22 protein-coding genes are annotated in these 21,722 nt (G+C 38.3%); 5 read left to right on the forward strand and 17 right to left on the reverse strand.

Annotated features, from left to right (window positions below; all coding sequences use genetic code 11):
- Positions 1 to 30 precede the first annotated feature (30 nt).
- A complete protein-coding gene (locus EQG61_RS05340) occupies positions 31 to 2,214 on the forward strand; it encodes an alpha-N-acetylglucosaminidase (RefSeq protein ID WP_129460874.1) in 2,184 nt (727 codons plus the stop codon).
- On the forward strand, positions 2,211 to 3,326 hold the full coding sequence (locus tag EQG61_RS05345; protein WP_129460875.1) for an acyltransferase family protein: 1,116 nt from the start codon (positions 2,211 to 2,213) through the stop codon (positions 3,324 to 3,326). Before EQG61_RS05340 ends, EQG61_RS05345 begins: the two co-directional genes overlap by 4 nt.
- 71 nt (positions 3,327 to 3,397) lie before the next feature.
- On the opposite strand, the gene EQG61_RS05350 is transcribed toward EQG61_RS05345, so the two are convergent.
- Positions 3,398 to 5,239 carry a BamA/TamA family outer membrane protein gene (locus EQG61_RS05350; RefSeq protein ID WP_129460876.1) on the reverse strand — a complete coding sequence of 614 codons (1,842 nt, stop codon included), beginning with the start codon at positions 5,237 to 5,239 and terminating at the stop codon, positions 3,398 to 3,400.
- Between the two features lie 165 nt (positions 5,240 to 5,404).
- Here EQG61_RS05350 and EQG61_RS05355 point away from each other — a divergent pair, with 165 nt between their 5' ends.
- Positions 5,405 to 6,361 carry a DUF6624 domain-containing protein gene (locus EQG61_RS05355; protein WP_129460877.1) on the forward strand — a complete coding sequence of 319 codons (957 nt, stop codon included), beginning with the start codon at positions 5,405 to 5,407 and terminating at the stop codon, positions 6,359 to 6,361.
- Positions 6,362 to 6,448: 87 nt separating this feature from the next.
- On the opposite strand, the gene EQG61_RS05360 is transcribed toward EQG61_RS05355, so the two are convergent.
- The 3 genes from EQG61_RS05360 to EQG61_RS05370 form a co-directional block, all read right to left on the reverse strand.
- Complete coding sequence (locus tag EQG61_RS05360; RefSeq protein WP_129460878.1) at positions 6,449 to 7,507, reverse strand: nucleoid-associated protein; 1,059 nt, start codon at positions 7,505 to 7,507, stop codon at positions 6,449 to 6,451.
- Between the two features lie 63 nt (positions 7,508 to 7,570).
- The gene (locus EQG61_RS05365; RefSeq protein WP_129460879.1) at positions 7,571 to 7,924 is read right to left on the reverse strand and encodes a four helix bundle protein; all 354 of its coding nucleotides are present in this window, start codon (positions 7,922 to 7,924) and stop codon (positions 7,571 to 7,573) included.
- Between the two features lie 125 nt (positions 7,925 to 8,049).
- Entirely contained in the window at positions 8,050 to 8,589 is a 540-nt protein-coding gene (locus tag EQG61_RS05370; protein ID WP_129460880.1) for an IS1096 element passenger TnpR family protein, read from the reverse strand.
- A 156-nt stretch (positions 8,590 to 8,745) separates the two neighbouring features.
- On the opposite strand from EQG61_RS05370, the gene yaaA reads away from it, so the two are divergent.
- Positions 8,746 to 9,507, forward strand: a complete 762-nt coding sequence (gene yaaA, locus EQG61_RS05375; RefSeq protein WP_129460881.1) for a peroxide stress protein YaaA — start codon at positions 8,746 to 8,748, stop codon at positions 9,505 to 9,507.
- 54 nt (positions 9,508 to 9,561) lie between these two features.
- Here the strand turns inward: yaaA and EQG61_RS05380 are convergent, their stop codons facing one another.
- From EQG61_RS05380 to EQG61_RS05425, 10 genes are all read right to left on the reverse strand, one after another.
- Entirely contained in the window at positions 9,562 to 10,329 is a 768-nt protein-coding gene (locus EQG61_RS05380) for a T9SS type A sorting domain-containing protein (protein ID WP_129460882.1), read from the reverse strand.
- 125 nt (positions 10,330 to 10,454) lie between these two features.
- Positions 10,455 to 10,805 (reverse strand): hypothetical protein, encoded by a 351-nt coding sequence (locus tag EQG61_RS05385; protein ID WP_129460883.1) that lies wholly within the window; start codon positions 10,803 to 10,805, stop codon positions 10,455 to 10,457.
- Between the two features lie 158 nt (positions 10,806 to 10,963).
- Positions 10,964 to 12,544, reverse strand: a complete 1,581-nt coding sequence (locus EQG61_RS05390; RefSeq protein WP_129460884.1) for an MDR family MFS transporter — start codon at positions 12,542 to 12,544, stop codon at positions 10,964 to 10,966.
- 6 nt (positions 12,545 to 12,550) lie between these two features.
- Positions 12,551 to 13,630 (reverse strand): HlyD family secretion protein, encoded by a 1,080-nt coding sequence (locus EQG61_RS05395; RefSeq protein ID WP_129460885.1) that lies wholly within the window; start codon positions 13,628 to 13,630, stop codon positions 12,551 to 12,553.
- A gap of 2 nt (positions 13,631 to 13,632) precedes the next feature.
- A complete protein-coding gene (locus EQG61_RS05400; RefSeq protein ID WP_129460886.1) occupies positions 13,633 to 14,928 on the reverse strand; it encodes a TolC family protein in 1,296 nt (431 codons plus the stop codon).
- The gene (locus tag EQG61_RS05405) at positions 14,918 to 15,538 is read right to left on the reverse strand and encodes a TetR/AcrR family transcriptional regulator (RefSeq protein WP_129460887.1); all 621 of its coding nucleotides are present in this window, start codon (positions 15,536 to 15,538) and stop codon (positions 14,918 to 14,920) included. The genes EQG61_RS05400 and EQG61_RS05405 overlap by 11 nt, the downstream gene beginning before the upstream one ends.
- Positions 15,539 to 15,706: 168 nt before the next feature.
- Positions 15,707 to 16,291: an anthranilate synthase component II gene (locus EQG61_RS05410; RefSeq protein WP_129460888.1), complete on the reverse strand. Its 585-nt coding sequence runs from the start codon at positions 16,289 to 16,291 to the stop codon at positions 15,707 to 15,709.
- A gap of 71 nt (positions 16,292 to 16,362) precedes the next feature.
- The gene (locus EQG61_RS05415) at positions 16,363 to 16,926 is read right to left on the reverse strand and encodes a YceI family protein (RefSeq protein WP_129460889.1); all 564 of its coding nucleotides are present in this window, start codon (positions 16,924 to 16,926) and stop codon (positions 16,363 to 16,365) included.
- Between the two features lie 23 nt (positions 16,927 to 16,949).
- On the reverse strand, positions 16,950 to 17,582 hold the full coding sequence (locus EQG61_RS05420) for an NAD(P)H-dependent oxidoreductase (RefSeq protein WP_129460890.1): 633 nt from the start codon (positions 17,580 to 17,582) through the stop codon (positions 16,950 to 16,952).
- Positions 17,583 to 17,590: 8 nt separating this feature from the next.
- A complete protein-coding gene (locus tag EQG61_RS05425) occupies positions 17,591 to 18,052 on the reverse strand; it encodes a MarR family winged helix-turn-helix transcriptional regulator (RefSeq protein ID WP_129460891.1) in 462 nt (153 codons plus the stop codon).
- A 147-nt stretch (positions 18,053 to 18,199) separates the two neighbouring features.
- Between EQG61_RS05425 and EQG61_RS05430 the strand changes: the two genes are divergently transcribed.
- Complete coding sequence (locus EQG61_RS05430) at positions 18,200 to 18,514, forward strand: rhodanese-like domain-containing protein (protein WP_073362908.1); 315 nt, start codon at positions 18,200 to 18,202, stop codon at positions 18,512 to 18,514.
- On the opposite strand, the gene EQG61_RS05435 is transcribed toward EQG61_RS05430, so the two are convergent.
- From EQG61_RS05435 to EQG61_RS05445, 3 genes are all read right to left on the reverse strand, one after another.
- The gene (locus EQG61_RS05435; protein ID WP_129460892.1) at positions 18,501 to 18,953 is read right to left on the reverse strand and encodes a hypothetical protein; all 453 of its coding nucleotides are present in this window, start codon (positions 18,951 to 18,953) and stop codon (positions 18,501 to 18,503) included. The two genes, EQG61_RS05430 and EQG61_RS05435, sit on opposite strands and share 14 nt — an antisense overlap.
- Before the next feature lie 211 nt (positions 18,954 to 19,164).
- Positions 19,165 to 19,818: a response regulator transcription factor gene (locus EQG61_RS05440; protein WP_129460893.1), complete on the reverse strand. Its 654-nt coding sequence runs from the start codon at positions 19,816 to 19,818 to the stop codon at positions 19,165 to 19,167.
- A gap of 2 nt (positions 19,819 to 19,820) precedes the next feature.
- Positions 19,821 to 21,479, reverse strand: a complete 1,659-nt coding sequence (locus EQG61_RS05445) for a sensor histidine kinase (protein WP_129460894.1) — start codon at positions 21,477 to 21,479, stop codon at positions 19,821 to 19,823.
- Positions 21,480 to 21,722 lie beyond the last annotated feature (243 nt).

The following is a 21,722-nucleotide window of genomic DNA, read 5'->3' on the forward strand; positions in this document are numbered from 1 at the left end:
TTTTTCCTACATTAGTTGAAAATTAATGTCATGAAATTCTGGATTGTTATTTGCGTCATTTTTGTCAATTTTAGTTCGCAAGCACAATGTGTCGATTGTCAAACGGCGACTGCTTTAGTTCAGCGTATAGCACCTCAGTTTGCTACACAAATACAATTCAAACAAGAAGCAGCAACCAATGATTTTTATTCGTTAGAAACAAAAGGAAGTTCGCTTATTATTACTGCTAATTCGGCCAATTCCATGGCCGTAGGTTTTAACTTTTATTTGAAAAACTATTGCCATACAGCGGTTTCATGGTATGCCAGTGATGCTGTAGTTCTTCCCCAAACATTGCCGATTTTACCTGAAAAAATACGTAATGAAGCCCGTGTTAAAAACCGTTTCTTTTTAAATTATTGCACGTTTGGGTACACCATGCCTTGGTGGCAATGGCGGGAGTGGGAACGATTTATCGATTGGATGGCGTTAAATGGTGTGAATCTTCCATTAGCCATCACAGGTCAGGAAAAAATATGGCAATCGGTTTGGAAAGAATTTGGATTAAATGATGAACAAATTCGGGGTTTCTTCACAGGTCCGGCGTATTTGCCTTGGCACCGAATGGCCAACATCGATCATTGGGAAGGTCCGTTGCCCCAATCTTGGATAGATCATCAAGCGCAATTGCAGCAAAAAATTGTGCAACGCGAACGTTCTTTCAATATGAAACCAGTCTTACCCGCATTTGCAGGACATGTGCCCAAAGCTTTGCAAGAAAGAAATCCTCAGTCCAAAATAACTTCTTTAGGCGAGTGGGGGAATTTCAGTCCGCAATACCAAAGTTATTTTTTGGATTCTTTTGATCCTATGTTTGCCAAAATACAAGCCGCTTATTTAAAAGTGCAAACGCAATTGTACGGAACCGATCATATCTATGGAATCGATCCTTTTAATGAAGTGACACCACCTAGTTGGGAGCCTTCCTATTTGGCCAGTGCCTCGCAGAACATTTACAAGTCGTTAACCCAAGTAGATAAAGACGCCCAATGGTTGCAAATGGGTTGGATTTTTTATTTTAACCAAAAAAATTGGACCAACGACCGAATCAAGGCTTATCTGCAAGCGGTGCCTCAGGATAAAATGATTTTGTTGGATTATTTTTGTGATCATACCGAAATCTGGAAGAAAACGGAATCCTTTTACCAACAGCCTTATATATGGTGTTATTTGGGCAATTTTGGGGGTAATACTACGCTTCATGGTAATCTTAAGGACGTGGATCTCAAAATTGAAAATGTCATAAAAAACGGCGGTAAGAACCTTTGGGGGGTTGGCTCTACACTGGAGGGTTTTGGTAATAATCCCATTTTTTTTGAATATGTTTTGGATAAAGTTTGGGAACCCAATCTGGATTACCGAACGTATGCAACACGTTATGCCCAAACCCGAGCTGGCGGAGAAGATCTTTTGTCTCAACAGGCGTGGCAAATCTTAGCCGACAAAATATATGTGGCACCTTCTGATGTGGGGAAAGGCGATTTGACCAATTCCAAACCCACATTTATTTCTCATTTTAATTGGACGGTAAATCCGACAATTGCTTATGACAACAAAGATTTATTGAAAGCATGGGAGTTGTTAATGCGAAGTCCCTCAACATCACCCTTGCATTGCAACGATTTAACGGTGGTTGGGAAACAGGTGCTAGGCAATTATTTCATCCAATTACGGGACGAGTTCACCGCTGCCTATAAATCAAAAAATAAAGTTCAATTGCAACTCAAAGGAAAGGCCATGTTGGATTTGATTAACGATATCGATGCTTTATTAGCGACCAATCCCCATCAATTGGTTGGCGAATGGATCGAAATGGCAAAAGTATTTGGGGTGAATGCTGCCGAACGCAATTACTACGAACAAGATGCCCGTAAGATAATTAGTGTTTGGGGGGAAGAAGGGCACGATTTGAATGATTATGCCAATCGTTCATGGGCTGGATTGATGAAGGATTATTATGGTAAACGTTGGCAGATTTTTATTGAAGCTGCAGAAAAAGCCGTGGCAACGAATACTGAAATTGACGAGAAGGATGTGTTGCAAAAAGTAAATGAGGCCTCTAATAATTGGTCACAAAACCATACTGTATATACCGGCAAAGCTCAAGGTTCGACCAAAGTAATGAGCATTCAATTGTATCAAAAATATGCAACAGCAATACAAAATAAAAAATGAGTACTGAATCCACCCAACGATTTTTAGCGTTAGACGTTTTTCGCGGTATGACCGTGTGTTTTATGATCATTGTGAATACCTCGGGGAACTGGGGGACAACTTTTGCGCCGCTTTTGCATGCACAATGGAACGGATTTACGCCTACCGATTTAGTTTTTCCTTCCTTCTTATTTGCAGTAGGCAACGCGATGAGTTTTGTGCAAATCAAATGGGCTTCGCAATCCAGTAGGGAAGTCGTTTGGAAGATTTTAAAACGCACATTCCTCATTTTTCTAATTGGTTTTTTAGGCTATTGGTTTCCCTTTTTTAAGTTGGACGAAAACTACGAAATAATCGCTTTTCCTTTTCACGATACCCGCGTATTTGGCGTCTTGCAACGAATCGCCTTGTGTTATGGTACCGTAGCTTTATTGTTGTTTTTTTTCAAACCTTTGAAAACAATGATCATTACAACCCTAGCTTTATTGGTGTATGGGTTGGTGTATTGGAATTACAGTGAGGTGAGTATGGCCAATAATCCAGTATTGGATTTGGATATCTGGTTGTTAGGTGAATCGCATTTGTATAAAGGAGAAGGCATTCCCTTTGATCCTGAAGGATTGTTGAGTACGTTACCCGCATTGTTTAACGTAGCCATGGGATTTTGGGTGGGTGACTTTCTACAACGCAAAGGAAAAACCTATGAAGGACTAGCCAAGCTTTTACTGTTGGGGGTGTTTTTAGTGGCAGTAGGATTTTTATGGAATTATAGTTTTCCCATCAACAAAAAACTTTGGACAAGTTCGTTTAGTGTCTTGACGGTCGGACTCGATTGTTGTTTACTGGCGGCGGTTTGTTATTATACCGACTTTAAAATGGCGACACGAGGCATCTATTTTTTTCAAGTTTTTGGTAAAAATCCGTTAGTGATCTATTTATTTTCTGAGTTATTGGTTATTCCGCTTTATATGATCCCCTTGGAGGATACTAACTTGTATTCTTGGATTTATCAAAATGGTTTTCAGTGGGTTGGGGATTATACAGGAGCCCTATTCTTTGCGCTTACGTTTATGCTTTTGTGTTGGACACTCGGTTATATCATGGATCGAAAGAAGGTGTATGTTCGACTTTAGAATTTTTTAATTCTAATAGTGTAAATAAATAGTATCAGTTGAAACCTTGGTTTCTAGGGGACAGCTTTCTTTTACTGAAACGGCAACACATACGGCTGCCCAATTTGAAAATCATTAAAATCAATGCTATTGTTTTGAAAAGTATTGGTTTTAATGATGTTGTTGCCCGCAATTGGTAAAGTTGGATAATATGAAAAGGAGAATTGGAAACTACTAAATACCAAGTATTTATTGTTGATCAATACACCGACTCCAATTTGAGAATACATTTTGTTGGAAAAAAAGGTAGCATTGCCTTGATCTAAAAATCCGAGGGTGTAATTGAGGTACGGACTTAAAGTAAAGCCATACCAATCTTTCAAACAGTAAAATTGGGATTGAAAAGTGGTTAGAAATTTCTTGGTACCCAGTAATTGACGCGAATCAAAACCCGGAATTCCGTTGATGTCCACTAATTTCAGTCGGTCACGATCACTTTCCAATCGATTGCCTCCCATTACTAGAAGCGGTCGAATAAATTGCCGCATTTTCCAACTTCCCATTGGGATGAGATTGGTAAAATAGTTGGCTTCCAATTTATACGTAGTCTGTTCACTTTTGCCATTATTTACAAAAGTCCCCCATTCCACGTTTCCTTGTAAATAACCAAAATCAAAAAGGTCACCATACGAAAATCGGCTGCCCCAATAGGCACGATTCACTTGGTTTTTGTTTTCAATGCCACCCGTGATCGAAAACACTTTGCCATAGGGAACGTCTTCTACAATGCCATAGCGAAACAAGTACTTTTCTTGGTAAAAGCGCTGACTCGAAATTCCGATCGTCATCAATGCCGATTTGGTGGAATTGACAAAGCGAATGGGATCGTATTGCTGGTCGGGGAGATTGAGGTATGCGGTATGATTAAACCCAACTGATGTGATGAGGTGCGTACCGCGGGAAAACTCATTGCCATTCCCAAAAATACTAAAGGACCGCGCGGCCCAAAGATCGTATGACTTGGATTTAAAGTACAACAACGTAGGTACAGCAGCGGTATCATTTAATTTTTCAGTCGTGGAACGGTAATCATGGTAAAAACCCCCAGCCCAATGGGCATACGTGGAATAGAATTTTCGTTCGATACGAATGGCGTTTTGGGTGTTGTTGTTTAAATCATTTCGCGCCGAAATAGTTGTACTGATGAACGTATGCTTGAAATTTGGAATTTTATAGTAGGTCTCATAGCCATAGCGATTGGGGGTCGAACTTTCAAAGCTGGACAGGTAATTGAAATCAAATTCGTGACCCAAACCCATAAAATTGCGTTCCGTAAAATCAATGTTTCCTTTGGAAGTGGAAATGGCACCAGTAGGAATGGTACTCCAGGTGTCCAAAACGCGAATCGAAACATCAACTGAATCTTTGGAGTTCGGAACTGCGACGGGTTTGATAATGACCGTGCGGATATAGCGTTGTTGGCGCAAAAGGCGTTCGGACTCTCTTAAATTGAGTGAATCGAGCAGGTCGTTTTTTTGAAATAAAAGAAAATTCCGTACCGTCCAATTTTTTGTTTTGATGTGTAAAAAATTCCCCCAACGTTCGATACGGTGTTTGGGTTCGCGGTTTACATCTTCCGCTGAATACCCAAAGGGGTCGAGGGTTTCAATGGTAATGTTGCGAATAATTTTACATTGAAATTTGGCGTAGTCCCGTTGAACAGGAATTTGGGCTTTGCTTTTTTTCTTATTGGTAGTGGCGGGAAGAACCGATTTGCGAAAAATTAGCCGATGAAAGAAGCCGACAACCTTTTTGTCTTTGGCATAGGTATTAATTTTTTGGTACAACGTATCGGATTTGGTGGGGGTAACGGGTTGCTGACCGTAACACATACTTCCAATGAATACTGCGATAAGGAACCAAAACTTACTCAAGGGCTTGCAATTTTTACAAAGATAGTGATTAGTGACTAGTGGTTTGTAATTTTGGAAAGAGCTACTATCAGTTAATTTCAGTTAAATGAAAAAATGCTGAATTATTTATTGATGATAAAATGTTATTTTTGAGTGTTATATAATTAAATCTAATCCATGCCTTTTATGAAAAATATTCTTCCTCTTCTTGTTTTGTTAATTTCTGCTAGTGTTTATAGTCAACAATATGATGAACTTATTACTAAGGCGGATTCCTGTTACAAGGCAAAGGCCTATAAAGAAGCCACCGATTATTTTCGTCAAGCATTTCGTATTCGCCCTGAATCTCAAAAGAATTATTACAATGCAGCCTGTGTAGCATCTTTGGCGAATGATAAAGATACAGCACTACTATGGTTAGAAAAAGCTATTGCTTTTGGGTTTGATAATTACAATCATATCAGCAAGGATTCCGACTTGGATAACCTTCGATCGGATACTCGTTTTGTTCAAATGGTTACGAAATTAAAAGAGCATTCGGATCGCATTGAAGCCAACTATGATAAACCGTTACAAAAAGAATTATTGGAGATTTTCCAAGAAGATCAAGAGATACGCTATCAATACATGGCCGCTCAAAATAAATACGGAATTCAAAGTAAAGAAGCCGATAGTATTGGTGATTTGATGGAGCAAAAAGACAGCCTGAATTTAATTAAAATTCGAAAGATACTTGATGAAAAAGGCTGGGTTGGTAAAGATAAAGTGGGGCAACAAGCCAATCAAACTTTGTTTCTTGTGATACAACATTCGGATTTAAAAGTACAGCAAACCTATTTGCCGATGATGCGAGAAGCTGTCAAGAAAGGCAATGCAATGGCGAGTTCTTTAGCTTTACTAGAAGATCGCGTTGCTATTGGTGAAGGGCGAATGCAAATTTATGGAAGTCAAATTGGAACCAAACCCGACAATTCCCATTATGTACTCCCTTTGGAAGATCCCGATCATGTAGATCAACGAAGAGCCGGAGTTGGGTTAGGGCCATTAGCTGAATATGTCAAAAATTGGAATATAGTTTGGAATGTGGAGCAGTATAAAAAAGACTTACCCGAATTGACAGCTTTATTACAATCGAAAAAGTAAGTTGGAAGATTGTATTTGGATAACCAAAAAAATATCCTAACCACAATTATTCGGTTAGGATATTTTTTTATTTGTCTGGTAGCACGATTAGCTTTTCTGTTCTTTGTTGAAGTATACCAAGTAGTAGTACATTTGACGTTCTTCATCCCATCCTTTTTCTACAAACTTCTCGGCGCTATCGGGATTCACAAAATCCAATTTGATTTGGATATTGGTGTCAAGATTAATTACGTTTTTAATCGCACGACGGGCATCAGAAACCGCTGCGTTGGCAATTGGGAACGACGTTACATCTTCAATGCTATATTTCTCACCACGGTCGGCTTTAAAGCTTTTGAACTCGGGAATTAAATCGGGATTGTCCATCACTTCATTCAAAAACTTGGTTTCTTCAAACGTATCGTTTTTGGCAAAGTGGTTCACCGCGCGATTCATAAACAACACTTCTTCTTTTTTATCTTCGGCGGGGAATACCACTTCTTTGGCAAACTCTTGACAAAACTTCAAATACTTTTTCGTCATGTAGTTTTCATCTTGGAACGCATCAACCGAAAGGAAGTGCTCCAGCCAATAGCGGGCATCATAACGGTTGCTGTCTACGGTTAAGATTTTATACCCTTCTTCTTTTTTGTAATTGAAAATTAGACACCCTTTGTCCAATTTATTCAAATTAATCCCTTCCTGAAGAATCATTTCTAAATTGGAACCACGCTCTTCAAATTGTAAAAAGTCGGTTTTCAACTCACTTTTGAATACGCCTAAAGCATCCACGGTTTGGTTGTCGATGGAGATATTGGTCAAATAGGCCACATATACTTCCCCGTTTTTGATGTGGGGATGATTCGATTGTTCGAATAAGTGACGGGTGATTTTTTTGGAAACCTCATGCACATTGCCGGGATTGGTAAATACCTCGGTGGCTAAATTGAACATTTCATTGTATTCCAAATCCACATCATGCGCAAATTGGAAATAGTTCTCTTCTTTCTCCCGAAATGGACGGAAGAAATACTCTTTGATCAAAGGCACAATCTCATCGGTCAAGCTATAGTTAGAATCCGATAAGAACATGTTTTCGTTACGACTTTTATTCCCAACGCGGTGAATGGAAAGGGAATCTATGTGGGTATTAAAAAGGTTAAGCATGGTTATTAGCTTCTGAGATGCTGAGCCACTAAGCTTCTGAGTTAAGTAGCTACAGCATTTTAATTATACATTTATTTTTTTGATGAAGGCGACCAACATCACTTCAATTTCAGTACTGAAGTTCCTAAGTTGGTGGAATTGTTCTTCATTGATATATTTTACATTTTTTGCAATTTCGAGTTGGGTTTGGTATTCGAAAAGTGAACCCAGAGCTATTCGTAAATAACGAATAAAATCTTTATTACTATTTCGAGCTTTACCTTCAGCGATATTGCAAGGAATTGATAGTGCTGACCTACGCATTTGATCGGTTAAGCAATTCAGCTCCGTTTTCGGGAATTGAAGGGTTGTTTCATAAGTTGTTGTCACTAAATTCATGGCTTTTTGCCAAATAATTAAATTTCGATACGTATTCATGGCTTCTATTTTTGCCAAGATACGACAACTTTAGGTGAAACTTCCGAATGTAACTATTTGTAATCGGATAAGTTTGTTTGAACTGAAAATTACTCAGTAGCTCAGTAACTCAGTGGCTCAGCAGCTTAATTCCAATTTTCCTCAAATCCGTAATCCTCAAAATGGTCATCACCGCCAAACATGTCCATGTCTTCCTCGTCCAATTCGTCTTCAAAATCATTGTACGATTCATAATCACCATCAGCTTCGAATTGTTTTTCCATCGCTTCAGCGGGCATTTCCCCATGAGAGAACAATAAGTCTGGGTATGTAGCTCCAGGAACCGGTTCTTCAATAGCAGCTAATTCCACCAAAAACGTCCACATGTTGATGAAATCGTACACATAAATGATTTTGGTTTGCTCTTCATGTAAAATTTCGTGCAATTGGAAATCCGCCATGGTACGCATTTCGCCAGGCGCATCTCCGGTATCAAACATCGGGATTTCATCTTCTTGATTCCACGTGTCGTCACAAGTGTAAAACGAGGCGACTTCCATACCGTCAAAGCCAAAAGCATTGACAAGGGCGTTGTGCAAATCTTCTAGGGTGTCATTATCATCGATAGCAATATCTCTGAAAATATCTTCTTCGGCGTCCAGAATGGCTCTGAATTTATAGATCATACTGCGGTTGTTTTTTGAGGGTTCAAAGATAAATTTTATTTTAGAATCTTACTTTCAAAAATCCCAATTGTTGATAAGATTTTCGAATGGTTGAAGGTCAGAATTTTGGGGAAACGATGGAAACTTTCTATTTTTGAGGGAATAAAATTGCACCCTATGAAAATCGTTATTTCGCCGGCCAAATCGTTGGATTTTGAGCGTCCGGTACCTACAACACAGTATACCGACTTTGTTTATGCTAAAAAGTCGGCGACAATAGATCGCGCACTCAAAAAGAAAAAGCCCAAACAATTAATGGAACTGATGGAGATTTCGGAGAAGTTGGCCGAACTCAATTGGCAGCGCAATCAAGAGCGTGATGTGACGGCAATCACTCCTGAAAATGGACGACAAGCTGTTTTTGCTTTTGATGGAGAAGTGTATGTAGGGTTGGATGCCTATAGTTTGACCGAAGCCCAATTGGCCGTGGCACAAGATAAATTGCGTATACTATCGGGATTGTATGGGATTTTGAAACCCTTGGATTTAATGCAACCCTATCGGTTAGAAATGGGAACAAGTTTGCCAGTGGGAACATCTAAAAACTTGTATGCTTTTTGGAAAGATACCTTAACCAAAGCGATGAATGCTGAACTCCAAAAAGGGGAATTGTTTGTTAATTTAGCCAGTACTGAATATTTCAGTGCTTTGGATGCCAAAAAATTAAAAGTGCCTGTCATCACTCCGGAGTTCAAAGATTACAAAGACGGGAAATTGAAAATGATTAGTTTTTTTGCCAAAAAAGCGCGAGGGTTGATGGTGCGGTACATTTTGGATACCGGTGCAGAAACGCTTGAGGACTTACAAGCTTTCAATTACGAAGGGTATGCCTTTGATGCGAATCTGAGTTCGACTACCAAATTAGTCTTTACTCGATAAAAAAAATAGGCCTCCGCTATGACTCATGCGGAGGCCGTTTTGTTTTAGAGTGCATCAATTCGTAACGAGGAGTCGTTTCGGTTGATATTGTTGGTTGGAATCCTGAATTTCTAGAAGGTAAAGACCAGCACTCAAGGTCTCTTTTCTGAAATTAATTTCCGTTCCGTTGAGGTTAAAAACCTCCCTTACCTTTTTCCCAAAAACATCATAAACACATAGCGTTCCATTGGATAAGGGAGTATTTAATTGGATCAAAGTTTCAGTGTTAAAAGGGTTCGGACTTACCGTTGCCGTTTTTAGGGTTAACGTATCCATACCCAAAGCAGCAGTTACATAGGTACGGAATACCATGTCAAATCCTGAATCATAAACTCCGCTTGGGTCAATGATAAAAAACGTGCCGTTGGCATAAGTACCGGGCATTTGCACTTGCACGCCATACGGGTCGGGCATTCCCGTTCCTGGTGTAAATTGGAAGGTATACGTTTGATTCGCTTGTACCGCTACGTTGGTAGTAAAGGAGATAAAACAATCGCCTGGACCACAAGTTGCTGTAACAGGTAGTGTTTGTAAAACGGTTCCTGCAATGCCGTTTCCAGAATAAATTTTCAAAGTCCCTTGCCCGTTCATCGAACTGAAAAAACCGACGTCAATTTTGGAAAGGGTGCCGGTTATTCCACATTTAAAAGATTGTGCAATACTATAACCGGGTAGCGTTCGCGCACTCGTTCCGGCATTAGAAATCAACTGACTTTGATCTAAAGTTTGTGCTGGGGCAAAATGGGTAAATAAAAGTAGGGTTGAAAATAGTAATCGATGCATGGTTGTTGGTTTGATTTTAACTATAAAAGTTGAAACTTAAAAAACCCTACATTCAATGTTTTATCTTAAGTAAATCTTAATTTAAAAAAAAACTCCCAAGAATTCGGGAGTTTTAAAGTAGCTATTTATTGGTAGAGAAATTCTTCATATTCTCGTCGATTTTCTTGCACTGCTTTTTTATGATCGCGTGCCAATTGTTTCATGGCATCTACGCCTTTTCGCGCACAGCGTTTCACTTGTTTTAAATGAATTGAAAGTTGTTGTAGTCGTGATAACTCCTGCGGATCAAGTTTGTTGGCCAATTCACTCAGCAATTGTTCGAGCTCATGATCAACCTTTTGGTTTTCTTCGTATTCTGATTTTAATTCATCTAACAATTCATCAATCTCTTGTGAAATATCTTGATGAATGGCTTCGCTTTTTTGTTGTAAAGTCGAAATCAATTGCCGTTGATGGTGTTGTCCAAAAAGTCCCATAATGGTTAGGTGTTGGTTAAATATTTGGCTAAGAGTTATTTAAAATTAAAAACTTATTGCGTTAGAATGAAATTTTGTTGATAACTTTCTGATTTTAAGCAAAGAAAAACTCCGAAGTGGGGACTCCGGAGTTTTCAACCAACATAGAATAACCTTCATTAATGCATTGCATCAGCGGGGTTAATTTTATTTTTACTGCGTTTGACAAAAAACATAATAGGGATACAACACAAGAAAACCAATCCCAAGTACCAAAAAATGTCCATATAGGCCAATACCGTACTTTGTTTGAGTACACTTAATTCCATCATGTTTTGCGCTTTTTGTAGGGCTTCATTGGCAGAAAAACCTTTGGACATAAAATTGGCTTGCATGCCTTGTAAACGCTGTTGTACTTCTGGGCGACTTGGATCAACGTATGGAATGAGGTCAACACGATGGGTCTGACTCAAACGCGTGATAAACGTGGTAATAATTGCCACACCAAAGGAACCTCCCAATTGGCGGAACATACCCGTAAAGGCCGCACCTTCACCGATTTCTTTTCCGCGTAAGGTAGATAATGAAAGGGTAGTTATGGGAACAAAGAGTAAGCCCAACCCAATGCCACGCATAATCAAGGGCCAGTAAAAATGTTCGACCCCCGTATCCGGTGTCATCACATTATGCATCCAGGAGGTGAACAGAAAAAAGATGGCAAAACCCGCCGAAACCATATAGGCTTGCGGCACTCCTTTTTGAATCATTCGGCCTACAAAAGGCATCATGACGGCGGTGGTAATCGAACCAGGGATTAACAATAAACCAGCATCTGTAGCGGTCCAACCTAAGATCGATTGGGTGTAAATGGGGATCACAAGGGTAGAGCCATAGAGTCCGAACCCTAATATAAACCCAAGAAGCGAACCGATCCGCAAATTCCCGTCTTTTAAAACACCTAAATTGACAATAGGGTGCTTGTATACCAATTCCCGCCAAATGAATGCTAAAAGTCCTAAAAGGGATACGATGCTTAAGGTGACAATCATTTCATCGTTGAACCAATCGTCTTGTTGTCCGTGTTCGAGCACAAACTGCAAGGAGCCGATAAAAGCCGCTAGGAATAAAATTCCCCACCAATCCACTTGATTAGCCTTTAATTTTTCACTGTATTTCGGACTGCGAACAAAAGTTAGTGTCAAGATTGTAGCAGCGATTCCGATGGGAATATTGATGTAAAAAATCAATGGCCATGAAAAATTGTCCACGATGTACCCACCCAAAGGTGGGCCGAGTGTAGGACCCACAATAACTCCCATACCGTAAATGGCTTGTGCCATCCCGCGTTTTTCAATAGGATAACTCTCCGTAATGATGGTTTGTGCTGTTACCAACAACGCACCACCGCCCAATCCTTGAATAAATCGGAAGAATACGAGTTCCCAAATATTGGTCGCATTACCACACAAGAAGGAAGCAATAGTAAATACCACGATGGAAACGGCAAAGTAATTGCGACGGCCAAACTGTTGGGACAACCAACTCGTCATGGGAATTACGATTACATTGGCAATAGCATAGGCTGTAATGACCCAAGCGATGTCGTTTAAGGTTGCCCCTAAACTTCCGCGCATATTGGTCAACGCCACATTGACAATGGTCGTATCGACAATTTCCAGTAGGGCACAGAGTACGGCTGTGATGGTAATAATTACCCTGCGGTAGCCGTATTCTACCAAACTGTCTGCTTGATTCTGCATGTTGTATTATTTTAAATGAACATCCACTAAGGCATTCATACCCGGACGTAAAACTTTAATTTTATTTGGATCATTAGAAGCATCTAACGTGATTTTGACAGGTAAACGCTGAATGGTTTTTACAAAGTTTCCTGTGGCATTATCGGGGGGTAGTAAAGAAAATTTAGCACCAGTCGCAGGCGAAAAACTAGCGATGGTTCCGGTGAACTCATCATCAGGGAAGGCATCTACTTTGATTGATACTTTCTGACCTTCCACCATTTTATTCAATTGTGTTTCTTTAAAATTGGCTACCACCCAAGGTTCTTTGTTGTTGACAATATAAAAAAGCGACTGACCCGGTTGTACAAATTGTCCCACTTGAAGGGCAATTTTTGAAACTTGGCCATCAATAGCAGCGGTAACAACCGTGTAGCTTAAATTTAATTCAGCAGCTTCAAGTGCCGCTTTTGCGCGGTTGATGTTGGCTTGCGCTACGGCCGTTTGTTTTCCTGAAACTACTGTTCGAGACGCAGCAACTGATTTTTGATAAGCCGATGCTTTTTGTTGCTCAAGAATCACTTTCAATTGGTTTTCGGCTTCTAATTTGGCCGCTTCCGCTTGTTCAAACTGTTGTTTGGTGATTGTGCGGTTTTTGTACAAATTGGCGTAACGTTCGTAATCGTTGGTAGCACGTGTAAGGCGAACTTTTGCCGTTTCTATATTCCCTTTTGTCGATTGAAGGTTGGCATCCGAAACCGATACATTGGCGCTGGCCGAACCTACATCAGCTTTGGAAACTTCAAACGAACTTTCAGCAGCGGCAAGGGCTGCTTTGGCATCTTCTAAACGAACACGGTAATCGCGGTCATCGATGATAAACAAGGTATCGCCTTTTTTTACTTCTTGGTTATCTTTTACCAAAACTTGAGTAACATACCCACTCACGCGAGGGATGATGGGATTCATGTTCTTTTCGATTTGCGCATCATCAGTAATTTCATGCGCTTGCGCATGTTGGTATTTGTAGATTCCATACCCGCCACCTACGATTAGAAGGGTAGCAAAAATGAGAATGAATTTTTTATTGGTCTGACGTTTTTCCATGATTATTTTGAATTGGGAGTTAGCGATTGAATTAATTTTCCAGTAGCGTATTGTAATTGATAGTATTTCAAAGCCACATCGGCTTGCGATAAGGCAAAATTGATTTTACTTTGCAATTGTTGCACATCGGCTTCTAGCAAGTCGTTGGTGTTGGCTAGACTGTTGTCGTATTTGTCTTTGACTATTCGGTAGTTTTCGTTGGCTTGATCAACGCCAAGAGCATAAACTTGGTTTTGTTTGCGCGACAAAGCATAATTTTCTTGCGCTTCTAGTGTTTCTGTTTCGATTTTTTCGTTTAATATTTTGACGGCTTTTTGTGCTGTTTCCGCTTTACTTCGGGCCAATTGCACTTCTTTTTTGTTTTTGAAAATTGACGCAACATCATAACTAATGCCTACACCAAAGTTCATGGCATTGGTAACCGTCATGACGTCTTTTAAGTCAAAAGCGATGTATCCGCCAATTAACGTTAGGGAAGGGTAGTAGTTGGCTTTTGCAATTTGTATCCCTTTTTGAGCGGCTATTTCACGGGATTGTAAGGCTAATAAATCACTGCGTGATCCATCGAATTGTTGGAGTTCGCTGGCTGCCATTTCTCGTTTAATGGTATCAATATCAATCTTGATTTTAGTGCCTTTAGGGTAATTCAACAATTCATTTAAACGAAAGGTAATAATGTTCACGTTTTTAATAGCATTGTCTAAGGATAATTGCACGTTGGATTCTTGCAATTGGGCTTTCAAAAGATCGTTTCGCGCCATTAACCCATTGTCTACCATGGCTGTAAAATCAGTACTGCGTTGGTGGGCACTTTTTACATTTTCTTGAAATAAAGTGACCATTTCATTGGCTTTGTATAGATCAGCAAAGAGTTCGACCACTTCCAAGGCCAATTCTTCTTTGGCGTGTTGGGTGTCCCATTTTTGCGCATCATACAAACTTTTGGAAGCGGCAATGCTATTCTTTAATTTAAATCCGTTGAAAACCGGCATATTCGCATTGGCCTGACCAATCATTAAGCTGGAAACTTTGACACCACTTCCCACATTGAGAGGAGAAGAAATGTTGGCATTGGTGAGCTGCATATATTGTCCAGATAATTTAAAACCCGGATATTGGTTGTTTTTCATGCTTTCCCATTCCAACTTGGCTGTTGTTTCTTTTTGGGCAGCAAGAAGTGCTTCGTCACTTTGTTGGGTTACGATTTCAATCGCCTGTTTGAGCGATAGGGTTTTGGTGTCTTGTGCGTAAGTGAAAGATGCAAATAAGACCAAAACAAATAAAAACTTAAACTTCATAGGTTAAGAGGGCTTTGATGGTTAATTTAATGTGTTGCTTTAATGGACCGTTGATGTAGTTTTCAAAAGCCTCATCGGAAGTAAGTCCGTATAATTTTTCATAAAAATGACGGTTCATACTAAAATTCATCAAGGTGCCAATAACGAGCGTAGGGATGAGTCCGATATTCACAGTTGGACTAAACAATCCTTTTTGTTGACCTTCATGAATCACGTTTTCCAACATTTTAAGATTATTGATTTTGACTTCGGTAAAATGTTGCGTATCGATATCCCTTTTCTTAGTCATGATTTCAAAATGAAGGATTTGATACATGCTGCGATTGCAGTTGATGGTATCGAAATAGAGGTCGATCATTTGTTCTACTTTCTCGATTGGACTCAATTCTGTTTGGAAAAGGTTTTCCATCTTGAGTTTTAGGGCAGCGGCTCTTTTTAGAATTAAGGCTTCCAAGAGTTTTTCTTTTGAGCCAAAATAATAGGAGATCATAGCGATGTTGATATTGGCTGCTTTGGCAATATCGCGAACCGAAGTGCCGTCAAATCCTTCTTCAGCGAAGAGGGTTTCGGCGACCTTCAAAATCTCTATTTGTTTGTCGTTGAATTCCATTTTTTAATGTTCAATAATTTGACACAACAAAATTAAACAATTGTTTAAATTAAACGTTTGTTTAAAATGAATTTAACATAAAATTAATGGGACAGAGTAGTATAAGAAAAATCTATATTAGACTTTTAAAGAATTAAATACCAATTATATGAAGTGATTTTTATAAAGTTATTGTTTAAAGTAAAATTGTTGGAGCCAATTGTCGAGCAGTGTTTTTCCAAAAGGAGTTAGAATGCTTTCTGGATGGTATTGAACGCCATACAGATTGTAGTTTTGGTGGCGAATGGACATGATTTCTCCCTGTGAAGTTTGTGCAGTAATCACTAAATTATCGGGAAAATTTTCAGGGCTAATGGTCCAGGAATGGTAGCGACCTACTTCTATTGTTGAAGGTAAATTTTGGTATAAAATATCAGACGAATCGGTTATTGTAATTGGGGTAGCGATCCCGTGATACACGGTGTTGAGGTTCGCTAATTTTCCACCAAAAACTTCTCCAATGGCTTGCATCCCCAAACAGATGCCGAGGATATTTTTTGTGGCAGCATATTTCGTAAGAAGGGGGATTAGTATTCCAGCTTCACTTGGTAAACCGGGGCCGGGTGAAAGTACGATACAATCAAAATTTTCCACTTCATCGAGTTCGATTTCATCATTGCGATACACGATTACTTTCGCGCCAAGCGCTTCCAAATAATGTACAAGATTGTAGGTAAAGCTATCGTAATTGTCGAGTAATAGAATCGGTTTCATGGGGTCAAATATAACGAGAAAAAAAAAGCCTCGGACTTACCGAGGCTTTCAATAGCAATATTTCCCTTGAATTAGAATTGTAACGAAACGGTTACATCAAATTCGTCGTTGATTGTTTTGTCACCAAGGTTATCAAAGAAGCTTCCTGAACCGTATTTGATCCCGTATTTTGTACGGTCAATTTTGAAAGATGTTGTAGCAGTATTGTCTTTTACAGTGATTTCAAATTGTACTGGAGCTGTTACATCTTTGATGGTTAAATCAGCAGAAACACCAAATACACCATTTCCTTTGTCAACGATTTTTTTGAAAACCAATTTAGAGGTTGGGAATTTATCAGTTCCAAAGAAATCATCTGCTTTTAAGTGACCGTTAAGTTTTCCTTGGTATTCTCCTTGTAAATCGGTTGCTGTTAACGAAGTCATGTCCACTACAAATGAACCTCCTGTTAATTTTTTACCTTTGAAAACTAAGGTTCCCCCTTTGAAGTTTACTGTACCATTGTGTTGTCCAGTTACTTTTTTACCTACCCATTCGATTTTGCTTTTCGCTACATCGATTTTTTTGTTTTGAGCGGTAACGATTGTTGAAGCGGCTACGAATAAAGCCAACGCAATTGATTTGAAATTTTTCATTTTTTCTTGTTTTTGAATTAGTGTTATAGAGTTACAAATAAGTCGTTTTCAGCTTTACGCACTTTAGCGTAATGTTGGGTGTCATCTTCAGCATGACGGTATCCGATAGCACAAACCACAGCTGCATTTAAGTTTTTATCGTTTAAACCTAAAATTTCGTTGTATTGTTGTGGGTCAAAGCCTTCCATCGGAGTAGTGTCGATTTTTAATTCGGCAGCCGCATTCATTAAGTTACTTAACGCGATATAGGTTTGTTTTGCGGTCCATACGTTGCGAATTTCCATCGGAATGTTATTGATCGCACCTTTCATAAAATCCACATACCCTTGTACGTTTTCAAGTGTAATTCCGCGTGTTTGAGTTAAATTTTCGAAGTATGCATCGATTTGTTCGTTACCTAGATTTAATTCATTAGCAAAAACAACCAAATGCGAGGCGTCAACAATTTGTGTCTGACCCCATGAAGCCGGTTGTAATTGGGCACGTAATTCTGGATTTTCTACAAAAATAACTTTATACGGTTGTAAACCATACGAAGAAGCCGATAGGTTGATCGCTTCTTTAAGCGTGGCTAAATCAGCAGCACTTACTTTGCGTGTTGCATCATATTTTTTGGTCGCATAACGCCATTTGGCATTTTGATTAAATTGACTCATAGTGGATATTAATTATTAATGGTTCTAAATTTTTCTAGTAATTGAATTAAATTTTGTATTTCTTCCGAAGTAAGATTTTGCGTGAAAAGCTGTTCATGTTCAACAACAATGGGGTCCAATTCTTTTAACAAATCCAATCCCTTTTCCGTAATGAAAATTTCCATTTTACGACGGTTTTCGGGACAAACATTACGCGTTACCAAACCTTTTAAAAGCAATTTATCAATCAAGCGTGTAGTATTGCTGTTTTTGGTAATCATACGCTCTTGGATGACACACATGTTCGCCGGATTCCCTTTTTGTCCCCGTAAAATGCGCAAGACATTGTATTGCTCACCCGAGAGTTCAAAAGGCTTTAGCGTTTCATAAAATTTTTCAGCTACCACATTTTGGGTATACATCAAATTTAAGATGACCCGTTTGGCATCGTCTAATGAAACATTCGATTTTATAATCTCTTCAATCTTCATAATTGTAATTACAAAATTTGTAGGTACAAATGTATGATTATTTTAAATACTTGTATATACAAATGTGTGTTATTTTTTTGTTAATCTTTTAAGATGGGGTTTTGGCAAAGGAGGTAAAATGCATTATTTTTGAAAAAAAAAAAGATCATGCAACATTTGTCTCAAGAAGCGTGGGCAGCGCAATTAGCTGCAGATGAAAATGCCGTAATTTTAGACGTTCGAACTGAAGAAGAATGGGAAGACGGAATTATTCCGGGTGCTCTATTGAACGATATATATAAAGGACAAGGATTTATTTACCGTTTGGAAGAATTGGATAAATCCAAAAATTATTACGTGTACTGTAAGGCAGGTGGGCGTAGTGCCCAGGCCTGCCAAATTATGAAGCAATTGGGGTTTGAACACACCTACAACTTGGAAGGTGGTTTTATGAATTGGCAAGGCGAAGTTACTCAGCCATAACCTTGTTTTTTCGTTTTGCTTTCACTGTTTTGTGGTGAATAGAGGCATAAAATTCCTTAATGCATTTGCGGTGGAATTGTGTGGCCTTTACCTCATGTACTGCTTTGTTTTTTTCCAAAATCACCAATCGATAGGAATGGAATTTATGTACTAATGAGTAGGATGTCATAATACTTCCAATAGCTAAGGTTGACCAAAAAAGCATTGAGTCGTTGATGATGTATGAAAAATAAGCCACAGCTAAGAATAATATACCCGCAGCAAACAAAAGTAAATTTACAGAGAAAATACGCTTTTTAAACAGATTAACGGTTGAGATAGATTCTAAATCAATCGATTCTTGTTGGGTTCCATTGATTAAAATTACTTGGTTAGGAGTAATCAAACCAAATTTTTTGCTAAAATGCACTAACTGATTGTTGTTTTTTAATGTAGTCATGGCTGTCGTATTTTAAATCATTTACGAAAGCTTCTGTAGTTCAGTTTTTAGAATCGGTACTTTATTGAAATAATGTTTTTTATGATTTTTATAAATAATATTTATGACCTCTTGGAAAAGTACTTTACATGTAGGCAGCATAACTGAAATGAAGTGAAATGCCTAGCTGAATTTGCAGAACTTGTTCTTAAATAAATCGAAGTACAGCTGGCTAGTCATTTTCAGTATCGTACGAATTAAATAATTCAATCAACGCAGGTAAGTTGTCAATATTTAGTTTTTCAAAAATTCTTTTCTTGTAGGTGCTTACCGTGGTTTTTTGAAGATCTTTTAAAATGGATATTTCTAAATTTCCATACCCTTTGATCAGCAAGCGTGCAATTTCTAATTCGCGATCCGATAATTGATCCAATGGGTTAATTGGAATTTTATGCATGTAATTTTCAATGATTTTTTCTTTAATCGTAGGGCTGATGTATTTTCCATTGGCTAAAAAGTAATTCACCGCAAAACGCAACTCTTCATCATTCGCCAACTTACTTAAAAACCCATTGGCACCAGAGTTAAGGTATCTTAAAGCATAAATTTCTTCTTCAAGCGCAGAAAAAATGAGTATGCGAATATCAGGCATTATTTCCCTTATTTCATGAACAATTTTAGTGCTATTCCCATCGGGAAAATTAATATCTAAGAATAAAAAATCTATTTTTTCCAAGGTACTTATTCGTTCTAAGGTTTCACGATAACTTGCAGCGTGATAGATGATGGGTTCCTTAATTATTTCCTTAAGTAAAAGAGCAATACCTTGTCGAACGACACTGTGGTCATCAGCAATTAATACCTTTATTTTTTTTAATGCCAACATAATTATACGTGTTGAAGTTTGATTTTGAAGTAGATTTCTGTGCCTTCTTCGGGCGAACTTTTAATTAAAAAATTGCCTTCCATTTTACTGATTATCTCACGACAAATATGAATGCCTAGTCCGGTGCTAAGTTGGTTGATTTTGATTTGATGATCATCGTAAAATTGCGCATTTAATAAGGATTGAAGTAATGATTTGTGCATCCCCGAACCGTTATCACTTATAAATACCCTTAACCAAGATTCATGGCTATTGATTTCTTTTACCGATGAAACGACACGGATAGTGCCATTTTCCGTAAATCGTATCGCATTTCCTATCAGGTTAAAAAAGAGCTGGCCCATTTTTACTTGATCCGCAAGGACGTGCCTATTTTTTGGAATTCTCAAATCAGCAACTAGCGTATTCCCTTTATTTTCAGCCAAAGGAATCAAGGATTTGCACATCATGACAATTTCATGTTCAAGCAAAAATGGAACAGGTTCCAATGCGAAGACTTCCTTTTCATTGCGCAAGGCATTTAAAATTTGATTGGTTAGCACCAACAATGAATTGGCGTTGTATTGAATGGAAGAAAAGGTTTCCTTTATTTCTGGATCGTCAAGGGTCCGACTCACACTTTTGCTATACAAAACAATACTGCCCAATGGAGAGCGCACTTCATGGCTCAATAAACTGATGATTTTATTTTTAAAATTGAGATTTTCTTGAATTTGTTTTCGTGCGGCATCAATTCGTACTTGGTATTTAAAGGCCAGTATTGTATAACGGTAAAGGATTAGTGAAATAAGTATTGACAATACGATTAAACTAATGATTAAATAGTTTTGAACCGCTTCATTGCGGCGGTCTAAAGCAATAATGATGTTGTTTTTTTGGTCAATCAATCGGCTAATATCTTTTTCAAAGTCGATGAGAAAGTCCAAACTCATGGCGGTTAATACTTTTTGACTCACCTTATCTTTTAAATTAGAATCAGATGTAAAACCAGTCGCTAAGGACGCTTTAAGTTCCGCATCATAATGCTTAATTGTCTCGTTTAAAATCCGTTCCATCTGTTCTTTAATGGTACCATAACGAATGCCATTCTGCCCGCGATAACTGATGATGATTTTTAATTGTTCTTTTTGAACATTGATTTTCCCACTGAGTGCATCTCCTAAACGTGCCAATAGCCCTTTTTTCCTGACTTTATCTTTGGTGATGATGGAATCAACTTTGATGCTTTCCGTTATTTCTTTGTAGTCAAAAGGCTTTATTTCGGGTTGTTTTTTTTTGTTTTCAATTTTTTGGATAAAAGCGTTTAATTTAACTGCGGATTCGGGAGCTTTCAAGTCGGGAAATTGACGGTACAAATTATGCATTTGCGTCAGCTTATCCTTCAATGCAATTAGTGTGTTTTGATTGTTTTGAGAAGCAGCTTGATTCGGCTTTTGATGGATGTTTAATTGCTCCAAAAACGAATTGGATAGTTCAGAAAAATCATGAAGTTCGGCAATCTTTTTATATTCTTTAGAGCGTTTCGTTTCATTACTTTTTTCAATCGCCCAAAAAATGACCACCATAATTTGCAATACAATGACACAAATTAAGAGTCCGAAATGAATTGTTTTGCGTTTGGTATTGAATAATTGGGATAACGACAACCAATGTTTTTTCATTCAAGTAAGTTTGTTTAGAGTGCTTTTCAATTGTGCTGCAAAGGTATTGTCCTTGCGAACATTTTTTGTAGAACAGAGGAAGAAATTTCTGTAGAATTAGTTCGATTTCAAAATTTTGAAAGAATACAACTTTGATTTTTCAAGGATAGAATAGTGTTTAATTAAATAATGCATTAGTAATAATTCTACGTGACTTGCCTTCAAGTTCTACAGTTTTTTATTCAAAACTCTTTTAGTTTTACC

It is taken from the genome of Flavobacterium stagni, from assembly GCF_004122105.1.
In the GTDB taxonomy this organism is placed as follows: Bacteria; Bacteroidota; Bacteroidia; order Flavobacteriales; family Flavobacteriaceae; genus Flavobacterium; species Flavobacterium stagni.

Bases quoted from the DNA above. Each gene is read 5' to 3' on its own strand.
- EQG61_RS05395 (WP_129460885.1), bottom strand. From the start codon at position 13,630: ATGGAAAAACGTCAGACCAATAAAAAATTCATTCTCATTTTTGCTACC.
- EQG61_RS05360 (WP_129460878.1), bottom strand. From the start codon at position 7,507: ATGCTTAACCTTTTTAATACCCACATAGATTCCCTTTCCATTCACCGC.
- EQG61_RS05415 (WP_129460889.1), bottom strand. From the start codon at position 16,926: ATGAAAAATTTCAAATCAATTGCGTTGGCTTTATTCGTAGCCGCTTCA.
- EQG61_RS05400 (WP_129460886.1), bottom strand. From the start codon at position 14,928: ATGAAGTTTAAGTTTTTATTTGTTTTGGTCTTATTTGCATCTTTCACT.
- EQG61_RS05430 (WP_073362908.1), top strand. From the start codon at position 18,200: ATGCAACATTTGTCTCAAGAAGCGTGGGCAGCGCAATTAGCTGCAGAT.
- EQG61_RS05345 (WP_129460875.1), top strand. From the start codon at position 2,211: ATGAGTACTGAATCCACCCAACGATTTTTAGCGTTAGACGTTTTTCGC.
- yaaA (WP_129460881.1), top strand. From the start codon at position 8,746: ATGAAAATCGTTATTTCGCCGGCCAAATCGTTGGATTTTGAGCGTCCG.
- EQG61_RS05435 (WP_129460892.1), bottom strand. From the start codon at position 18,953: ATGACTACATTAAAAAACAACAATCAGTTAGTGCATTTTAGCAAAAAA.
- EQG61_RS05340 (WP_129460874.1), top strand. From the start codon at position 31: ATGAAATTCTGGATTGTTATTTGCGTCATTTTTGTCAATTTTAGTTCG.
- EQG61_RS05440 (WP_129460893.1), bottom strand. From the start codon at position 19,818: ATGTTGGCATTAAAAAAAATAAAGGTATTAATTGCTGATGACCACAGT.
- EQG61_RS05380 (WP_129460882.1), bottom strand. From the start codon at position 10,329: ATGCATCGATTACTATTTTCAACCCTACTTTTATTTACCCATTTTGCC.
- EQG61_RS05420 (WP_129460890.1), bottom strand. From the start codon at position 17,582: ATGAGTCAATTTAATCAAAATGCCAAATGGCGTTATGCGACCAAAAAA.
- EQG61_RS05365 (WP_129460879.1), bottom strand. From the start codon at position 7,924: ATGAATACGTATCGAAATTTAATTATTTGGCAAAAAGCCATGAATTTA.
- EQG61_RS05385 (WP_129460883.1), bottom strand. From the start codon at position 10,805: ATGGGACTTTTTGGACAACACCATCAACGGCAATTGATTTCGACTTTA.
- EQG61_RS05425 (WP_129460891.1), bottom strand. From the start codon at position 18,052: ATGAAGATTGAAGAGATTATAAAATCGAATGTTTCATTAGACGATGCC.
- EQG61_RS05355 (WP_129460877.1), top strand. From the start codon at position 5,405: ATGAAAAATATTCTTCCTCTTCTTGTTTTGTTAATTTCTGCTAGTGTT.
- EQG61_RS05410 (WP_129460888.1), bottom strand. From the start codon at position 16,291: ATGAAACCGATTCTATTACTCGACAATTACGATAGCTTTACCTACAAT.
- EQG61_RS05445 (WP_129460894.1), bottom strand. From the start codon at position 21,479: ATGAAAAAACATTGGTTGTCGTTATCCCAATTATTCAATACCAAACGC.
- EQG61_RS05370 (WP_129460880.1), bottom strand. From the start codon at position 8,589: ATGATCTATAAATTCAGAGCCATTCTGGACGCCGAAGAAGATATTTTC.
- EQG61_RS05390 (WP_129460884.1), bottom strand. From the start codon at position 12,544: ATGCAGAATCAAGCAGACAGTTTGGTAGAATACGGCTACCGCAGGGTA.
- EQG61_RS05405 (WP_129460887.1), bottom strand. From the start codon at position 15,538: ATGGAATTCAACGACAAACAAATAGAGATTTTGAAGGTCGCCGAAACC.